Origin of the sequence: Bowmanella dokdonensis, assembly GCF_017254865.1 — a bacterium.
In the GTDB taxonomy this organism is placed as follows: Bacteria; Pseudomonadota; Gammaproteobacteria; order Enterobacterales; family Alteromonadaceae; genus Bowmanella; species Bowmanella dokdonensis.
Map to the genome: position 1 here is coordinate 30,130 of NZ_JAFKCV010000009.1, position 17,111 is coordinate 47,240.

Consider the following 17,111-nt stretch of genomic DNA (forward strand, 5'->3'; position numbering starts at 1 on the left):
CGCTGTTGTATCGCATCAGCGCATCGAGGTAAATTAAAAAAGCAGGGGCTCGCGGCAGATAGTGAATTCGAAGCTCAGTTACCGAACACTTTATCCTTGAGCTTGTCCTTCAACTTATCCTTTTGTCTGTCTAGTACATTTTTGAACTGGCTGTTCAGCATCTGCTCTATGCTGTCCAGGTTGCCTTCTGCGACCTTCTGCCAATTAATGAGCTGCTGCAGGTTACTGTTTTGCGTGCCCAACGCCTTGTCGGCTCTGGCGTTGAGCTTTTGACTCAGTTCCTCCAGCCTGGCCTTGGCCTCGCCACTGACATTTTCTGCCAGCACCTTGCCCAGCTTGCGATCCAGATCCGAGCGCAGGGAGACATTGGGGGCATCCAGCAGACCGTCCACGTCTGCTTCAATTTTCAGTTCCTGCAGTTTTCTCAGCGTGTCAGCCAGCAGATTGGTCAGCCTATTGCTGCCTTTTGCGCTCAATTCTAACTGTGACAGGTTGATTCGCCCCTGGCCGGATAACTGATTCCTTTCGATACTCAGTGTACCTGCGCTATCCAGTTGGCCGCGCTCGAGACTGCTGGTGAGTTTGCCTTCCCCCAGCAGCGTCTGCTGAGCCAGCTGGATGCCGGTTAGTTCCCAGTCCTGGTTAGCTTTGAGCCCTTCTTTGCCCAGCCAGAAGTCCCCGGTCGTACTGAGGCTCTGCCACAAAGGACTGCTCTGGCTCGATAAGCTGAAACGGGTGGCGCGCCCAAGTTTGTCATGCTCGGTGGTAATGTCCTGCCACTGGCTGCTGAGGGTCTGCCCTTGCCAGTCAAGTGACAACTCGGCTTTGCCGATCAACAGGCTCGGCAGGGGGCGTGTCTCGGCAAAGGGCACAAAACGGCCTTCTGAGCGGCGCTGTTCGGTCTGATTCTGCTGCGTTCGTGCCAGCATAGGGGCCATTACATGGTAGGCTGCAAACAGTCGCTCGCTCCAGATGCGCACCTTCTCACCAAACAGGGCCTGGGTAACCTCTCCCAGGGCCGCTGCATCGCCCACCAGCAGCCCTTTGAGCAGGTCATAGTCCCTTTGTGGTGCAGCTTTTAGCTGGATTATTTGTTGCTCCAGTGCTGCCCTGGCCTCTTCCACTGAGCCTTTGAACTGCTTCAACGCCCCTTTGTCTTCCCGAAGCTGGGCTTGTAGCTGTTCAAACTCTTCCCTGGCCTTGGCCAGAGCGGCGGCATCCTTGAACTCCGTATTCTGCAGGGAGTCGAGTCGTTGCTTATAGTCGTTGAGCGTTTCTTCTCCTGGCAGCGACTGGTATTGTTCTGAAATCTGCTGCTGGTAGCGGGCGTAGGTTTCCCGGGCCTGTTCAACCGCCTTGTCGGTTTTCAGGGGGGATTTGGCCAGTATTTCCTCGACGCCGGGTAATTCGCTGTCCTCTGGCATCTGAAACAGATTTTTCATCCTTTCAGTGGGCTTTGCGTACACATCACCGGCGCTGTCCCTTGGTGCATCGAAACGGATGCCGGATGCAGAAAGTTCGGGAATAATCAGTTTATCCATCAGCAGCGGCAGCAGGTCGATGCCGCCGCTGAGCCGGGCAATGAACAGGCGGTTCTGGTCCGGGTTGGTCGGGTCGGTCAACTGGATCTGCTCCAGGGTCACGCTCAATGGTGACAAGGTATGGCTGACCTGGCCTACGTTGACTTCGGCACCATTGGCACTACCTGCACCGATTTCCACTGCCAATTTTATCCAGGTATTGAGAAATAGCAGAAAAATCGCCGCCAGTCCGGCCAGGATTAACAGGAATGTGGCCAGACCGGAAAATCTGATAAACCTGCCCATATCAGTTCCCCAGGCTTTCGTAAATCTGGTAGAGGCGGCTCGCCTTCAGGGCCTGGACCAGCTTGAGTTTGCTGACCCATACCATCAGCCTCTGCCGGTATTGCAGTACCAGATAGCGGCTTGCCAGAAGGACCAGTGGGCTGGCGAGCAGCGACAGCACCAGACTGCCCATGGTCAGGGTATGATTAAACTGACTGAGGCGCCCCACAGAGCTGTTGTACCAGGCCGTCCATAAATCCTGCAGCGATCCTGCAGTGAGCACTGACTCACCAAGACTTATCATCACGGGATCGAGCAGGTAGGCCAGTCCGGAAAAGAAGCCGAATGCCACCAGGAAACTGGCGATATTGATGCGGAAAAACAACAACAGGAACAGGATAACCAGGTTATGCAGCCGCATCAGCGGCGTAAGGCCAACGATCAATCCCAGGGTGATGCCAAGCGCAATCTGCCAGGGACTGGCCTCTGAATTCAAGGCTTTAAGAAATTTTGCCAGTAGTCGCACTTGTGTTCTCCTTCACCGGTGCAGGGAATAACCCATGCCATTTACCAGGTAATAGCAATCTAGTCGTTTTTCAGTTCATCGGCGGCAATAAAAATACCCAATCCCAATAACAACGTACCGGATATCCTATCCTGCCAGTACGGGAAACTGGCGTGATGCGCCAGCCAGTCCCCGAGTTTATCGGAGAGGCAGGCTACTAACAGGTCACAGCATAGTGCAATGAGTGCGTAGACCAGCCCAAGCACCAGTAACTGACTGGTGACGGCGCCTGCATCCGGTCTGACAAATTGCGGCAGAAACGCCAGAAAGAACAAGGCCGTCTTGGGATTAGTGAGCTCCACTACCACACTCTGGCGGAAGATCTTCGCCGCGGACCAGGGCTCCACCTGAACCCGGGCATTGGTATCAGGCGATTTGTTGCGCAGAGTCTGGATGCCCAGATACACCAGGTAAGCGGCTCCAGCCAGCTTCAGAGCCGTATAGGCCACAGGTGAGTATTTGAATATGGCAGCCAGACCCAATGCGGTGGCCAACACATAGATCAACGAACCTATAGCCAGGCCGCCTGCCGCCGCCATCCCGGCGTTGCGCCCCTGGGACAGGCTGCGAGCCATGATATACAGATTGGAAGGTCCCGGCGACAGGCTGAGCAGCAGGGAGGCCAGGGCGAAAGTCGTTAACAGCTCAATGGAAGGCATAAAAAATCCCTGTTTCGTGAGACTGGCTTATCGGCTGCTATTGTAACCAGGCCCGGATCAGTATTGCCAGTCAGGTTTCATTAACCTAAAGACGCAGAATCCTTAGTGACCAGGCAAACAGTTGCCCTTTTACACTGAGCGGTTCGGCCTGAAAGGCGAAGCCTGCTTGTCCCAAGCGTGATTGGATCAATTCAATACAGGTATTGCTAAGGGAGGCTGTGATGAGTTGCTGCATCCTGTCCAGATAGGCTGGCAGTTCTCTGATCATATTATCCAACCAGACCATGCTGGCCGACCTTGGGTAGTTCTGCGGATGATGGTAGATCGCGGCAAAATCCCTACAAAACTTGCTCAGCCAGGGAATAACCAGTCTCTCATGGCTGTGCTGCCGGACCAGCAAACCGACAGCCTGAACCTTTGGTGAGAGCAGAGTATCCGCCTCGACAAATCTCGCATGGGCCTGACGGCCTTCAATACAATCAAACAGAGTAGTCAGGGCGAAATGAGCGGCCGGCAGCATTCCACAGGATACAATTTCAGTTAGCAGACGTTGCGCCTGTTTGGCTCTGTCGACCAGGCAGCCATCCTGATGGTGACATAGCGCAATCAGAATTCCGTTTGAAGTCAACAGTCCGGCGCTATCGCAAAACGCCTGAGTGCCGGCATACTCAATACCAAATTGGCTGAGGATCAGATCAATGCTGTCATTACGAAATGGCAGTCTGGCCATATCAGCCTGGACAAGGGCGGCGCTGGCATGGACGGTGTTAAGTCGGGCCAGGGCGCTGTGGCTGATATCCAGATAGACAGTCAGGGGTCCCACAACCGAGCCATGCAGATAGTGTTTAATGGTCGGGGCAAGGCTTCCCGCCCCACAGCCCAGCTCGAGAGCAGTTCCTATGGTGTGGCCATGAATCGCAGCCTGGAGCTGTAAGACCCAGTACTGATCGATAAATGACTGTACGTTGGCGTCCGCAATCAGGGCCTGATCACGATTCCCCGACTGCCAATAGCTTTCCCAACCCTGGTATTGCATAACCCTATCCTTTTTTGGTCGGCTCAAAATGCCTGAAGCCGAAGACCGTCAAGCTAGTGAATTGCTTTCAACGAGGGTAGATGTTCAGGAATAAAAGGGGCGCCAGGGCGCCCCGGTCAGTGGCAGGGATCAGTCACCCAGGCTCAGAAGGGTGGCGTTACCGCCGATGGCAGTGATGTTGTTGGTACGAGTCTTTTCAGTAACAAAGCGAGCCAGATAGTGAGGACCACCGGCCTTGGGGCCGGTTCCGGACAGACCCTGGCCACCGAATGGCTGCACCCCGACCACCGCACCAATCTGGTTTCGGTTGATATAGACGTTGCCCACATTGACTACATCGGCGATATAGGCCGCCGTGGACTCGTTGCGGGTATGGATCCCCAGGGTCAGTCCGTAGCCGGTACCGTTGATATCGTCAATGATGTTGTTCAGTTCTTTAGCCTTGAACTTAATCACGTGCAGGATGGGACCGAAGTGCTCTTTCTTGAGCTCTTTGATGCTGCCGATTTCAACCGCAGTGGGGCAGACGAAGCTCCCCTTGGCAGTTTCCTCCGGCATGGGAGCGGTAGCCAGCAATTTACCTTTCTCGCTGATGGTGGCGATATGATCATTCAGGTTGGCCTGGGCGGTCTTGTCGATGACCGGGCCCACATCGGTTTTGTAATGGATAGAATCGCCCACCGACAACTCCTGCATGGCGCCTTTGAGAAGCTCCAGTACCCGCTCGGCCACATCTTCTTGCACATACATGACCCGCAGGGCCGAACAGCGCTGGCCGGCGCTCATAAAGGCTGACTGCACCGCATCCTTGACCACCTGCTCGGGCAGGGCAGTGCTGTCCACTATCATGGCATTCTGGCCACCTGTCTCGGCGATCAGAGTGGCGATGGCCCCCTCCCGGTCTGCCAGGGAGCGGTTGATGGCTTTAGCCGTATCGGTGCTGCCGGTAAAGCAAATACCGACCACCCGCTCGTCGCGCGACAAGACGCTACCCACATCCCGGCCACGTCCGGGCAAAAACTGGATGGCTTCGCCGGGAATGCCGGCCTCAAGCATCAGTTCCACGGCCCGGTAAGCCACCAGACTGGTCTGCTCGGCGGGCTTGGCAATAACGGTATTGCCCGTTACCAGTGCTGCCACTATCTGGCCGGTAAAAATGGCCAGGGGGAAGTTCCAGGGGCTGATGCAGGCAAAGACGCCTTTGGGCTGTACGAAGAGTTCGTTGAGCTCGCCGGTAGGGCCGGCCAGTGGTCCCGGGTATACATAAAGTTTGCGGGCTTCCTGGGCATAGTAGCGACAGAAGTCGACCGCCTCGCGCACTTCGTCGATCCCGTCCTGCAGCAGTTTGCCCGCTTCCAGGGTGCACAAGGCTATCAGTTCGTGCTTATGGGCTTCGAGCAGATCGGCGAACTTTTCTATGGCTGTGGCGCGCATTTCAACTGCGGTACGGCTCCAGTTCGGATAGCCTTTATGGGCGGCTTCGATAGCTTTTACCGTCAATTCGGCATCGGCAAAATACATGCTGCCTACCTGCTCATCCAGATTCTGCGGAGACGTGACCTTCACCGCTTCGCCCGTGGTTTGAGTCTTGCCGTTAATAACGGGGCCACCCTGCCACTGCTTGCCCACATGACGCTTAACCTTGTCCATAAAAGGCTGGTACATGGAGTCGATATGCAGATTGGTGCCTTCGGAGTTCTTCCGGTTGATAAAAATGTTGGTGGGTGCCGGGATCTTGTCATTGGCCAGCGTCGGCAGATGTTGCAAACTTTCCAGCGGATGATTGACAAGGGACTCCACCGGTGTATTGGGATCTACCAGTTTGTGCACGAATGAGCTGTTGGCACCGTTCTCCAGCAGGCGTCTGACCAGGTAGGGCAGCAGATCCTTGTGGGCACCCACTGGGGCGTAAATTCGCACATTGGTTTTGAGCTTTTCCTTTAGCAGGCAGTCATACAGCTCGTCTCCCATGCCGTGCAGGCGCTGGAATTCGAAATCCCGGTTGCCGGCCATACGGCGAATGGCTGTCACAGTATGGGCATTGTGGGTGGCGAACATGGGGTAGATGGCGTCCCGGGTAAAGTCACTGAGCAGGTAACGGGCACAAGCCAGGTAGCTGGCGTCCGTGCTCGCTTTACGGGTAAACACCGGATAACTCTCCAGGCCCATCTGCTGGCACCATTTAATTTCCGAATCCCAGTAAGCACCCTTTACCAGGCGCACCGGAATCGGATCCCCCTGTTCTCTGGCCAGTTGCGTAATCCACATCAGTACCGGCAGGGCCCGTTTGGAATACGCCTGCACCACTATGCCCAGATGACCCCATCCTTTAAGACTGGGGCTGCGATAGACTTTTTCGATCAGGCGCAGAGATAACTCCAGGCGATCGGCTTCTTCGGCGTCGATATTCACGCCGACATTCTTGCTGCGCGCCAGCTCCACCAGCTTAAGCACCGACCCGGCCATTTCCGTCAGCACCCTGTCTTCGTGGGAAGATTCGTATCGTGGGTGCAGGGCCGAGAGTTTAATGGAAATGGTCGGCGGCGCCGGATAATCCCCCTCGAACTTTTCATTGCCGATGGCATTGATGGCCTGGGCATAGGCGTCCCAGTACTTCTGCGCATCATCCATGGTCAGGGCGGCTTCGCCAAGCATGTCATAGGAATGGGTATAGCCTTCCTTGCGCTGCTTGCGGCTGGACTTGAGGGCTTCATCAATGGTGCGGCCCAGCACGAACTGCTTGCCCATGATCTTCATGGCAGCGTACATGGCTTTGCGTACCACAGGCTCGCCAAGGCGGGAAACCAATCGGTCCAGCACTTTGTCGCTGTTGGCGGCGCCACGGTTATCCAGATGGAACAATTTACCGGTCAGCATCAAACCCCAGGTGGAGGCATTCACCAGCAGGGATTCACTCTGCTTGAGGTGGCTGCGCCAGTCGGCGCCTGAGAGCTTGTCTTTGATCAGGGCATCTGCGGTACCGGCATCGGGTATACGCAGCAGGGCTTCGGCCAGGCACATGAGGATCACCCCTTCATGGGTGTCCAGGCTGTATTCCTGCAAAAAGGCGTCGATACCGTCGCCGCCGCCGGCTTCCTTACGTACTTGCTCAATCAGCCTGGTGGCGTCCAGCTTGATCTCGTTGAGGGTCTTCTGATCCTGTGGAATCAGACTGAGCAGCTCTTTGAGGTAGGCGTTCTCGTCAACTATATAGTTGTCGCTGATGATTGCCGGCAGGGCGGCGAGTGGTGGCAGCTCGTAGCTGCCATTGAAGAGCTCACTGGCTTTAAACATAAGAAACCCACTCCAGTATCAATGAACCGGGCACCGGCCACGCCAACAAGGCGCACCAGCCCTATCAACCAGGTGCATTGACGGACTGCTGTCCTGCCATGTCACCCACCAAATTTTCGCGGAGTATATCGACCGCATTGTCGATTGTATACAAAATACAAAGCATTTTTTTCCCCGTTTAACGCAAGGCCAACGGGGGGGCTTGGACCCCTGCAGGATAAAGGCCTGGAACCCGGTAAAATAAAGGGCTCCAAGGCTTAGGATGGGTAAACAAACTGGCCCGGTAAAGACCGGGCCGGGGAACTTGCAAGTGAGGTCTGTTAAGACAGCTTTACAAAGCCGGCTGCAGCCTGGCTACATCCAGCCGTCGTTGCGGCGACGCTTCTTGGGGATCAGCATCAGGATCACACCCAGTACCAGGCCGACCAGGGCGATGATGCCGCCACGGGTCATCCATTCGATCTGTACTTTGTTGTCCTTGTTGTCCAACTCCCGCTTTACCTTGCCATAATCCTGCTGGACAGACTGCAGGGATTCCTGCATTTGCTTATTGCGGGAATTCAGATCAAGGATTTGTTGATTGAGCAGATCATTGGCCCGCCTGGCTTCCTGCAGGGCGCTTTTTGCTTCGTCCAGATCCTGTTGAACCTGTGGCAGGCTTTCACGTACCGAGGGCTCGTTGCTGATAAAGCGCCCGTCCACCCAGCCGGTGCGTTGCTTATCGTCTATGATCTCGACAAAACCTTCCTGGTCGTCTTCCTGCAACAAGGTAACCTTGGTGCCGGCGACCACCGAGCCCAGGATGCGGTAATTTCTGCCCGGACCGGCGTGCATAAAGGTGTAGAGATCGTCACTGATGTAGACAGTTTTGCCACTGCCATCACTGGGCTCCTGGGCCAGGGCTGGCGTGAGTAGCGCTGATAAGCAAACAAGCAACGGCAGAGAAAAGGATTTGAACATGGAAAAACAGTAGCCGGTTGAAATTTTTTACGATGGTATGGCGTGGCAGGGGGAAAGGCAAGTGATTGGTGCCAATGGGAGAATTGCCAAGCCAGGCCCTTGCGGGTAATGTTTACCCCTTGCCAAAAGGCTGACTCAGGCGAGCCAATGGAAACTGAAATAGAACTGAAATTACTGGTTGACGCAAATCTGGATGTTGTTTCCCTGCTGGAGCAGCAACTGTTGCCAACCCTGGACGCCCGTTGCGAAAGTTCTCGTCTGGCCTTGTCCAATCGTTATTTTGATACCCCGGACAAGCGCTTGCGCGCCTTGGATATAGGCTTTCGGGTCAGGGGCCAGGACGGGCGTTTCGTGCAGACAGTCAAGACAGCCGGGCAGTCAGCGGGTGGCCTGCATCAGAGACCCGAGTACAATGTGGCGCTGGAAGATCAGCATCCGGATCTGACCCGCTTCGATCCTGCCATCTGGCCGGACGGTGTGCAGATTGACGAGTTGCAGAAACAACTCCGGGCGCTCTTTACCACCCATTTCCATCGTCAGGTCTATCTGCTGAGCTTCGAGGACGGCACGGTCATGGAACTGGTCTTTGACAAAGGCCAGATTGCCACGGACTCGCACCAGTTGCCCATCAGCGAGATTGAGATAGAGCTGAAAAAAGGCCAGGTGAACCGGTTGTTCGATGTGGCAGACAAGCTGTCGGAAATCATTCCGCTACGGCTGGGTACCCTGAGCAAGGCTGCCCGGGGTTACCTGCTCAGTGAAGGCCAGGAACTGGAACCCAGGGAGTTACCGGATTTTCTCGATCTGGCCCGGGAAGATACGGTGGAGACTGCCTTTTGCCGGACCATCCGTTATGGCCTTGCCTACTGGCAATATCATGAAGAATGCTACCTGAGCACCGAAAAGCCCCGGGCCCTGCGCGGCATTTACACAGGCATCCATCTGGTTTCCCAGGCCATCAGCCTGTATTTACCCATACTGCAATGTGACAGGCTGCTGGACCTTCAGCACAGTCTGATGGAGCAGATGAACGATTGGTTCTGGTGCGATACCCTGATGGGCATCAAGACCCTGCGCTCAAAGAAAGGGCCGTTTCGCAAGCGGCTGGCCAGGAGTGAGGAATTGCTCAGTTATTTGCGCGGGCGGTTTGAAGGGCTGCTGCTGCGGCATGAACCCCGGCAATTGATCCGGCGCAAGTGTAACAGCCGTCTGCAACTGGAACTGGCTGCATTGCCCTACCGGCTGCCGTGGCGGACTGGTAACCAGGCATGGCAGGCCCCGGTGGTTGAACATGCCAAAGGCTGGCTGGCCCAGGGTTGGTTTAATGTCAGCCAGAGCATGCCCAGGAAGAAGAAGATGGGAGCTCAGCATTACCTGTCCAGCGAACCGCTATTGCGTCAAACCCTGTTTAACGGCCTGTTCCTGGCAGGCCTGTTTGCGCCGGAACACCGGGATCAGTTCCGGGCACCCTGGCTGGATATCATCGATGGTGTGGAAGAGCTCAAAGCTCTGAGCCTGCTGAAATCTGAACTGGAAGTGGCCCAGGTCCAGGACAGCGAAGAGCTGCTGGCCTGGAGTAAGGACAAAGTAACCCATTTGCTGGACGTAATGGAGCAGAGCCGCAAAGCGGCATTAAAAATGGAACCTTACTGGAAATAAACGGACCCGGGTGGCAAGCGAAGAAATATGTTGTTTACCCAATATCAAAGTCTCGTGCTGATGGCGCTGGCCCTGTGGCTGCTGCCCTTGCTGCTGGTCTGGGTGCGCTTCGATGAGTTTCCCCACGCCAGGGAGATGATCCTGGCGGTGCTGTTTACCCCCACCCTGCTGGTGGATGATTACCTGCTGGCGTTCAACGTCAGCCAGGACTGGTATTTTCTTGCCGGCCTGTTTTTTTGTATGCCGGTGGTGCTGAGTGCCCTGCTGTCTCTGGCCGTGGCCAGGCTGGTGCTGGACAAGAGCCGCTACAAGCCCTGGATAATCTGGGCGCCGGCTTTGCTGATGCTTGGGTTGGAATTGCCGTTTCTGCTGGCGCCGCTGGCGCCGCTGGCGTACAAGGTGACCCTGCTGCAAAGCGCGCCGGTTGGCCAGATAAAGGAACACTGGCCCCTGTACGCCTATATGGCCCTGTTGCATTTTTTCGTCCTCGTGCTGGCGTTTGGCGTGGAACGCAGGATAAGCGATTATCAGCATCATCTGTCAGATCAGGTGGTGGATACTCATTTTTACCGTTTTTCGGTGGCGATCCGCAGTTTCGGCGGCCTCATCACCTTGGCCTTCCTGGCGCTGATTGTCACCTTGCTGGTGGCTTTCAACCTCCTGTCCTTCACCGAATGGCGCAGCTTTATCAGTTTCTGCTATTACCTGATGTTTGTCCTGCTGACACTGGTACTGATGGACAAGCGGCGCTATTCACCTTGCCCGCTGGACTACAAAATACTGGCCAGTCACACTTTTTCGGATGCCTATCTGCAAGAGGTCCTGTCCCAGGCGGAAAAGGCGATGATCAAGCACAAAGCCTATAAGCATATAGGCTTGCGGATCCGCGAATTCGCCAGGGTGGCCGAAGTAAACCCCAATGCCCTGGCCATTGCCACCCGTAAGCTGCTCAACCGTAACTTCCGTGCCTTTGTCTACCATTACCGGCTGGAGTACGCCAAGAATGTGCTGATGCGAAGCGACGCCAGGGTATCGGATGTGGCCAGACGTCTGGGATTCGACTCGGAGAAGTTCCTCAGTGGGGTATTTGTCAAATATATCCAGCAGATGGGCCGCGAAGGCAAAGGAAAGGATGAAAGCACTTTGCTGTGAGCGAGGAGGCCGGCAAAGATTAGGGAATTCTCCCATCACAGGTTCAGACGAACCCTGAGTCCAAGGAGCCCCCGTACCGCTAGGCTTGTCTGTGAGAAAGCTAATATCAAAAAGGGGGAGGGATGAAGATCAAAGCGGTGATGACCCGCCATGTTTTTTTTCTTAACCAACTGGACAATCTGAGCGAAGCGGCCCGGCTTATGTGGGATCACGACTTTGGTTCCTTGCCTGTGCTTGACGACGAAAAGAACCTGGTAGGCATGATTACCGACCGGGATATCGCTATGGCCGCCTATCTGCAGAACAGGCTGCTGGCTGATATCCAGGTGGCGTCCATCATGGCGAAAAACCCGGTGAGCTGCCAGCAGGATGAGGAGCTGTTCAGTGCCGAAAATGCCATGCAGAACCACAAGCTGAGGCGACTGCCGGTGCTTGATGAAGAGCAGAGGCTGGTGGGCATTATTTGCCTCAATGACATCGCGCTGGCCTATAAGCATGGTCGCGATAAGGAAGTGAACGCCGGGGAAGTCGCCGATACCCTGGCCGCTATTTGCAACCACCGTGGCCATGAAGGGGTTGTCGCCTCGGCGCGTATTTAGCGCGCAGGGCAGTTCTCTGTGGATTGGGGTTGCTGCTCCATCAGCCAGATGACGGCCCGCTGGATTAGCGCCGTATTGTCTGTCACTCCCAGCTTGGTTTTGATGTGCTCCTTGTGTGTGTCGATGGTTTTGCTGCTCAGGTGCAACTGTCTGGCGATACGCCGGGTGGAAAGGCCCTGGCCAAGCAGAGCAAAGACTTCAATTTCCCGGTTGGACAGACAGTTTTCCTCGGGCGGACACAGGGCAGAATGCCCGCGCATCTGCAGTGACAAAAAATGGTCAGACAGGCCGTCACTCAGATACAGCTTGCCGCTCAGCAGCCTGCTCACTGCCATCAAAAGGCCCTCGATGGAGGTATTCCTTCCAACAAAACCACTGGCTCCGGCGCGTATTACCCGTTGGGCATACAGGGCCTCGTCGAATTGCGAGATAACCAGCACAGGGAGCTGCGGCCGATTGGCATGCAGGTAACGAATTGTCTGCATGGCGTTGCTGGGATCCACACAGAGGGACAGAATCACCATATCTGGCCGGTTTGCCTCTATCAAAGGCACGGCCTGCTGAAAATCCTCGCTGTGTGCACAGACCAGCATATCGGCTTGTGCGCTTAGCAGGCTGACCAGACCTTGGCGAAATACCGGTTGATCATCGATGATCAGAATACGGTGCATCTTCTCTCCTGTCCTCCCGATGCCTGGGATCAATTGTAGCAGGGTGGGAATTTCCCCCATGCCGGCTTCCGCCCACATGAAGGTTGGTTAAAGCGAAAGTGGTCAACGCAGGGGGGCTGGTTTTGTCCACTTCGCTCACAAAGGAGGGCTTCTGCCTGCAGCTTTTCGATATAGAACCTGTGTCTGCCAGATCGCACCTTCGGAGATTCCTTGCTGGGTGTCCTGATTGCACTAAAGATCAATCCAATTGGTATATTTGAGTCCTCAGTTACTACACTGGCAGTAAGAGTTTGATTTAGCAGGAGCCAGAACGGACAGGAGGAAGGCACAGGGAGGTTGCCGTTGTACTCAATGCCTGAATCCTTTTCGCTGGCAGGAGGAGCGGATATCCATAAGTCCAGACTGACGGCGTGGCAGGACAAAAGCGGCTCGGTAGAATCGCAGACCAGGCAGGGCACCAAGGGATTGTCCGGGTTCAGTAAGCTGAACCTGACCAGGATAGTGGTGGCTGCCATCCTGCTTGTTACTTTGCTGGTGGGATTGATGTTGTATTTTGATCTGCACAAGCAATTGCTGGAACTGCTGGTCTGGTTCGATGAACAGGGTATCTGGGCGCCGTTGTTGTTCGTGTTGTTGATGGCTTTGGTAGTGGTTTTTTTGGTGCCGGGTGTGCTGCTGACCACCGGCGCCGGCTTTGTGTTTGGGGCACTCGAAGGCACCCTCTATGTGGTGATCGGGTCCACCCTGGGCGCAGGTATTGCCTTTCTGCTGTCCAGGCATCTGCTGGGTACGACCATCCGGGAAAAGCTGCTTTCTCACGCCAAGCTGAATCTGGTCATTGAGGCACTGGTTCCCCATGGCTGGAAAATCGTCCTGCTGACCCGCCTGATCCCCTTCTTCCCCGGCAAAATCTCCAATTATGCCTTTGGTGCGGTGCCGGTTTCTTTTACGGGCTTCATAGTGGGATCCTTTGTTGGCTTTATCCCCTTCTCCCTGCACAACGCCTATCTGGGGTCCCTGGCTGCCAACCTGGCCACCCTGGGGCAGCGAAGCGCCGACTGGCAGCCCTGGCAATGGGGACTTTACGGACTGGGCTTTCTGGTCACCCTGTTTGGCCTGTATTACATCAACCGTCTGGCACGCCGGGCACTGGCCAGGTATGCCACAAAAACACGGGAGACTTGAGCCATGTTCTGGACAAAATGGTTACCCTGGCGATTCGTGCTGACCTATGTGGCGAGAAGCCACGGCTTTCTCGACCCCGTTGCTCTGCTTTCCAGGTTGCACCGCTTCGCTCAGCCTTCTGAAGTGGGAGAACCGGTGGAGCTGCTGCGCGCGGGGGTGGTCTTCCATGCCCGGGGGCTGATTAACAGCCGGGTGATACAGCATAATCTGGACTGGGTATGGCCTTACTGGGTGCAGCGCCAGTTCGACCCCGCCGATCAGGCCTTTATTCCCCGGGCTTTCTCCATCACCCATGTCAACCTGACCCATCGTAACTGGACTGCCGTGGGTCTGCCCGACTGTGAGGAATTGCCGATTGTCGATCCAAGGGGGTTGCTGACCCCTTTTTTGGACGGCTGGTCGCTGGACGGCTGGATCAAGCCTGATAAGGGTGATCCCTTGTATCCCAGTCAGTGCAAGAGCGCATTCCAGCAATGGCAATTGGAAGAAGATGTCCGGGTGGCTACCACCACTGAGAAAGAGGGACTGCGCCTGACCCAGGTGGCCTGGGTGGAATGGCAGGAGGGGATCCCGGTCTGCATACTTGAGCTGACCGCCGATGCCACCCAGAACGCGAAGCTGGTCCTGTCGCTGCGACCCCAAAACCCCGAAGGTGTGAGCTTTATCCATCAGATAGATCTGAACCGGCAACGGGATGGCTGGACAGTGGACGAAGACAAACGTGTCGATTTCAGTGAGCCGGCTGAGCGTCATGTGGCTTCTGAGTATCACGGCGGCGATGTGGCCCTGCATCTGGATGACAAGGCTGAACAACAGTCGGTTCAGTGTGATGTGGGCATGGCCACCGCAGCAGCCCTGTTCGACGTCAAGGCCGGTCAGACCCGGAAAATACGCGCCAGCATCCCCTTGTCCCGTCACCGGTACAGTCTGACGCCTAACAACCAGTGGCAGACACTGCGCCAGGAACAAAGTCGCCTGCAATGTCCTGAAGAAAAATACTGTCAGTTGTATGAGGGTGCGTTGACGTCTTTATTGCTGCATTCGCCGGGAGATGTGTATCCGGGTCCCTACACCTATAAAAGATTCTGGTTCAGGGACGCGGCTTTCATTCTGCATGCCATGCTAAGCGCCGGCCTGGCCCGGCGGGTGGAGCGCACCCTGGACAAGTTTCCCGAACGCCAGACCCGCAGCGGTTATTTTCGTTCCCAGGAAGGGGAGTGGGATGCCAATGGCGAAGTGCTCTGGATACTGCAGCGTTACAGCCAACTGACGGGCAAACCGGTCAAGTCCCAATGGCGTAAAGCCATCCGCGAAGGAGCGGACTGGATTATTCACAAGCGACTGCCGGACAAAGGCGGGAAGCCCCATGCGGGTCTGCTTCCGCCGGGATTCAGCGCCGAGCATCTGGGCCCCAACGACTATTACTACTGGGATGATTTTTGGGGCATCGCCGGCCTGAACGCTGCGGCCGGGTTGCTGGCCGACGAACAGCCACAGCTCGCAGAGAAGTATCGACTGGCCGCTCAAGAGTTTGAGCAGGCGGTATCGCGCAGCCTTGAACACTGCCAAAAACGCCTAAACAGGCCTGCCATGCCGGCCTCTCCCTACAGGCGGCTGGATGCCGGTGCCATAGGTTCGCTGGCCTGCGGTTATCCCCTTGAGCTGTATGAAAAAGATGACCCGCGGCTGCTGGACACCGTGGCGTTCCTGCTCGATAAATGTTTTGTACAGACGTTGTTTTTCCAGGACATGATTCATTCGGGACTCAATGCCTATCTGACCCTGCATGCGGCACAGGTGATGCTCAGGGCCGGTGATAAACGTTTCCAGACGCTTATGGATGCGGTGGCCAATCTGGCCACACCCACAGGCCAATGGCCGGAGGCCGTGCATCCGCAAACCGGTGGCGGCTGTATGGGCGACGGCCATCATGTCTGGGCGGCCGCCGAGTGGGTCCTGATGCAGCACCAGTGTTTTGTGCGGGAGGAAGGTGAGGGACTGGTACTGTGCAGCGGTATTCCGGAGCGTTGGCTCGGGCATCAGGAACCCATTTCACTCGGCCCTGTTCATACGAAACACGGCAGTATCAAGGTGGAAATCATCCCCCGGGGCAGTGATCGGGTGGAAGTCAGTTGGCAGGCCAACTGGCATCACAAGGAACCCCCGGTTGAGGTGCGACTACCCGGCTTTGTGATCAGCCGGGCGAAACCAGGAACCGAATGCCTGGAACTTGAGCGGGAGAGTGGATGAATATACTGCTGCTGACCAATACGTATCTGCCCCATGTAGGAGGCGTGGCCCGCTCCGTGCAGGCTTTTGCCGGGGCCTATCGGCAGCAGGGCCACAGGGTATTGATTGTGGCACCGACCTTTGCAGGGATGCCGGAAAGGGAAGACGGCGTGGTCAGGGTGCCGGCCGTGCAGAATTTCAACGCCAGTGATTTTTCCGTGGCCCTGCCAATCCCGGCATTTCTGACCCGCACCCTGGATGACTTCGAGCCGGATCTGGTTCATTCCCAGCATCCTTTTTTGCTCGGCATGACAGCCATTCGTATTGCCCGTGGACGGGGCCTGCCGTTGGTCTTTACCCATCATACCCTGTATGAGGAATACACCCATTACGTGCCGGGCGATTCTCCGGCCCTGCGCAAGTTTGTTATTGAGCTCAGCACCCGCTATGCCAATTTGTGCGACCAGGTTCTGGCACCCAGCGAGTCGGTGCGGCAGCTCCTGCTCAAGCGAGGCGTCACGCAGCCCCTTGAGGTGATACCCACCGGGGTGGATTTCCCCTACTTTTCCACTGGGGATGGTGAAGGTTTCCGACAACGTCACGGCTTGCCGGCTGACGCTCTGGTGATAGGCCATATGGGGCGTCTGGCACCAGAGAAGAACCTGGGTTTCCTGGCCAGCGCGGTGGCTGAATTTATCGCCAAGGATAGCCGCAACATCTACTTTCTGGTGGTGGGAGGGGGCCCCAGCGAGGGAGCGATCCGGCAGATTTTTACTGACCAGGGACTGCAAGACAAGCTCTGCCTGGCCGGGGTGCAGAAAGGCCGGGATCTGGTTGACGGCCTGCACGCCATGGATCTGTTTACCTTCACCTCCCTGAGTGAGACACAGGGTATGGTGCTCACAGAAGCCATGGCAGCGGGTCTGCCGGTGCTCGCCCTGGATGCGTCAGGAGTGCGGGAAGTATTGAGAGACGGACAGAATGGCCGCATGCTGGCCAGCCAGGACCTCCATGCTTTTGGCCTGGCTTTGCAACAACTTTTTTCTCTGCCGGCCAAGAGCTGGCAGGCCATGCGCGAGAAGGCAAGGCAAACGGCCAATGCCTTGTCCATCGAGAATACCGCCCGGCAGGCCCTGCAACACTACCGGCGGTTGATCGAACTCAGCCCCAGGCCGTCACACCGGGGTATGGAAGAGCAATGGGAGCTTACCCTAAAACGTATTAAGGCTGAATGGGACATATTAAGTGGCCTGGCTGCCGCTGCCGACTCAGCGCTTGGCAAGCAGGAGAGCTAGCA

Annotated in this window: 13 protein-coding genes; 6 read left to right on the forward strand and 7 right to left on the reverse strand. The window is 56.1% G+C overall.

The window, feature by feature from the left end; genetic code table 11:
* Positions 1–74: 74 nt before the first annotated feature.
* The 6 genes from J0A66_RS15060 to J0A66_RS15085 all read right to left on the reverse strand — a co-directional run bounded on the left by J0A66_RS15060 (position 75) and on the right by J0A66_RS15085 (position 8,319).
* Positions 75–1,826, reverse strand: coding sequence for a TIGR03545 family protein (locus tag J0A66_RS15060; RefSeq protein ID WP_206574668.1), 1,752 nt, complete (start codon positions 1,824–1,826; stop codon positions 75–77).
* Position 1,827: 1 nt separating this feature from the next.
* Positions 1,828–2,331: a TIGR03546 family protein gene (locus tag J0A66_RS15065; protein WP_206574669.1), complete on the reverse strand. Its 504-nt coding sequence runs from the start codon at positions 2,329–2,331 to the stop codon at positions 1,828–1,830.
* Between the two features lie 59 nt (positions 2,332–2,390).
* On the reverse strand, positions 2,391–3,029 hold the full coding sequence (locus J0A66_RS15070) for a LysE family translocator (protein ID WP_206574670.1): 639 nt from the start codon (positions 3,027–3,029) through the stop codon (positions 2,391–2,393).
* 85 nt (positions 3,030–3,114) lie between these two features.
* Positions 3,115–4,065, reverse strand: coding sequence for a class I SAM-dependent methyltransferase (locus J0A66_RS15075; protein WP_206574671.1), 951 nt, complete (start codon positions 4,063–4,065; stop codon positions 3,115–3,117).
* Positions 4,066–4,194: 129 nt separating this feature from the next.
* Positions 4,195–7,359, reverse strand: coding sequence for a bifunctional proline dehydrogenase/L-glutamate gamma-semialdehyde dehydrogenase PutA (putA, locus tag J0A66_RS15080; RefSeq protein WP_206574672.1), 3,165 nt, complete (start codon positions 7,357–7,359; stop codon positions 4,195–4,197).
* 354 nt (positions 7,360–7,713) lie between these two features.
* Positions 7,714–8,319, reverse strand: coding sequence for a TIGR04211 family SH3 domain-containing protein (locus J0A66_RS15085; RefSeq protein ID WP_206574673.1), 606 nt, complete (start codon positions 8,317–8,319; stop codon positions 7,714–7,716).
* Positions 8,320–8,466: 147 nt separating this feature from the next.
* Between J0A66_RS15085 and J0A66_RS15090 the strand changes: the two genes are divergently transcribed.
* From J0A66_RS15090 to J0A66_RS15100, 3 genes are all read left to right on the forward strand, one after another.
* Positions 8,467–9,978, forward strand: a complete 1,512-nt coding sequence (locus J0A66_RS15090; protein WP_206574674.1) for a CYTH domain-containing protein — start codon at positions 8,467–8,469, stop codon at positions 9,976–9,978.
* A gap of 27 nt (positions 9,979–10,005) precedes the next feature.
* Positions 10,006–11,130, forward strand: a complete 1,125-nt coding sequence (locus J0A66_RS15095; protein WP_206574675.1) for a helix-turn-helix transcriptional regulator — start codon at positions 10,006–10,008, stop codon at positions 11,128–11,130.
* Positions 11,131–11,252: 122 nt separating this feature from the next.
* Positions 11,253–11,729, forward strand: coding sequence for a CBS domain-containing protein (locus J0A66_RS15100; RefSeq protein ID WP_206574676.1), 477 nt, complete (start codon positions 11,253–11,255; stop codon positions 11,727–11,729).
* Here J0A66_RS15100 and J0A66_RS15105 read toward each other — a convergent pair.
* A complete protein-coding gene (locus tag J0A66_RS15105; RefSeq protein ID WP_206574677.1) occupies positions 11,726–12,400 on the reverse strand; it encodes a response regulator transcription factor in 675 nt (224 codons plus the stop codon). The genes J0A66_RS15100 and J0A66_RS15105 overlap by 4 nt on opposite strands.
* A gap of 351 nt (positions 12,401–12,751) precedes the next feature.
* Between J0A66_RS15105 and J0A66_RS15110 the strand changes: the two genes are divergently transcribed.
* The 3 genes from J0A66_RS15110 to J0A66_RS15120 are packed head-to-tail and all read left to right on the forward strand — an operon-like array spanning position 12,752 to position 17,109.
* Positions 12,752–13,585, forward strand: coding sequence for a TVP38/TMEM64 family protein (locus J0A66_RS15110; RefSeq protein ID WP_206574678.1), 834 nt, complete (start codon positions 12,752–12,754; stop codon positions 13,583–13,585).
* A gap of 3 nt (positions 13,586–13,588) precedes the next feature.
* A complete protein-coding gene (locus J0A66_RS15115; protein WP_241264230.1) occupies positions 13,589–15,835 on the forward strand; it encodes a hypothetical protein in 2,247 nt (748 codons plus the stop codon).
* Positions 15,832–17,109 carry a glycosyltransferase gene (locus tag J0A66_RS15120; protein WP_241264231.1) on the forward strand — a complete coding sequence of 426 codons (1,278 nt, stop codon included), beginning with the start codon at positions 15,832–15,834 and terminating at the stop codon, positions 17,107–17,109. The genes J0A66_RS15115 and J0A66_RS15120 overlap by 4 nt, the downstream gene beginning before the upstream one ends.
* Positions 17,110–17,111 lie beyond the last annotated feature (2 nt).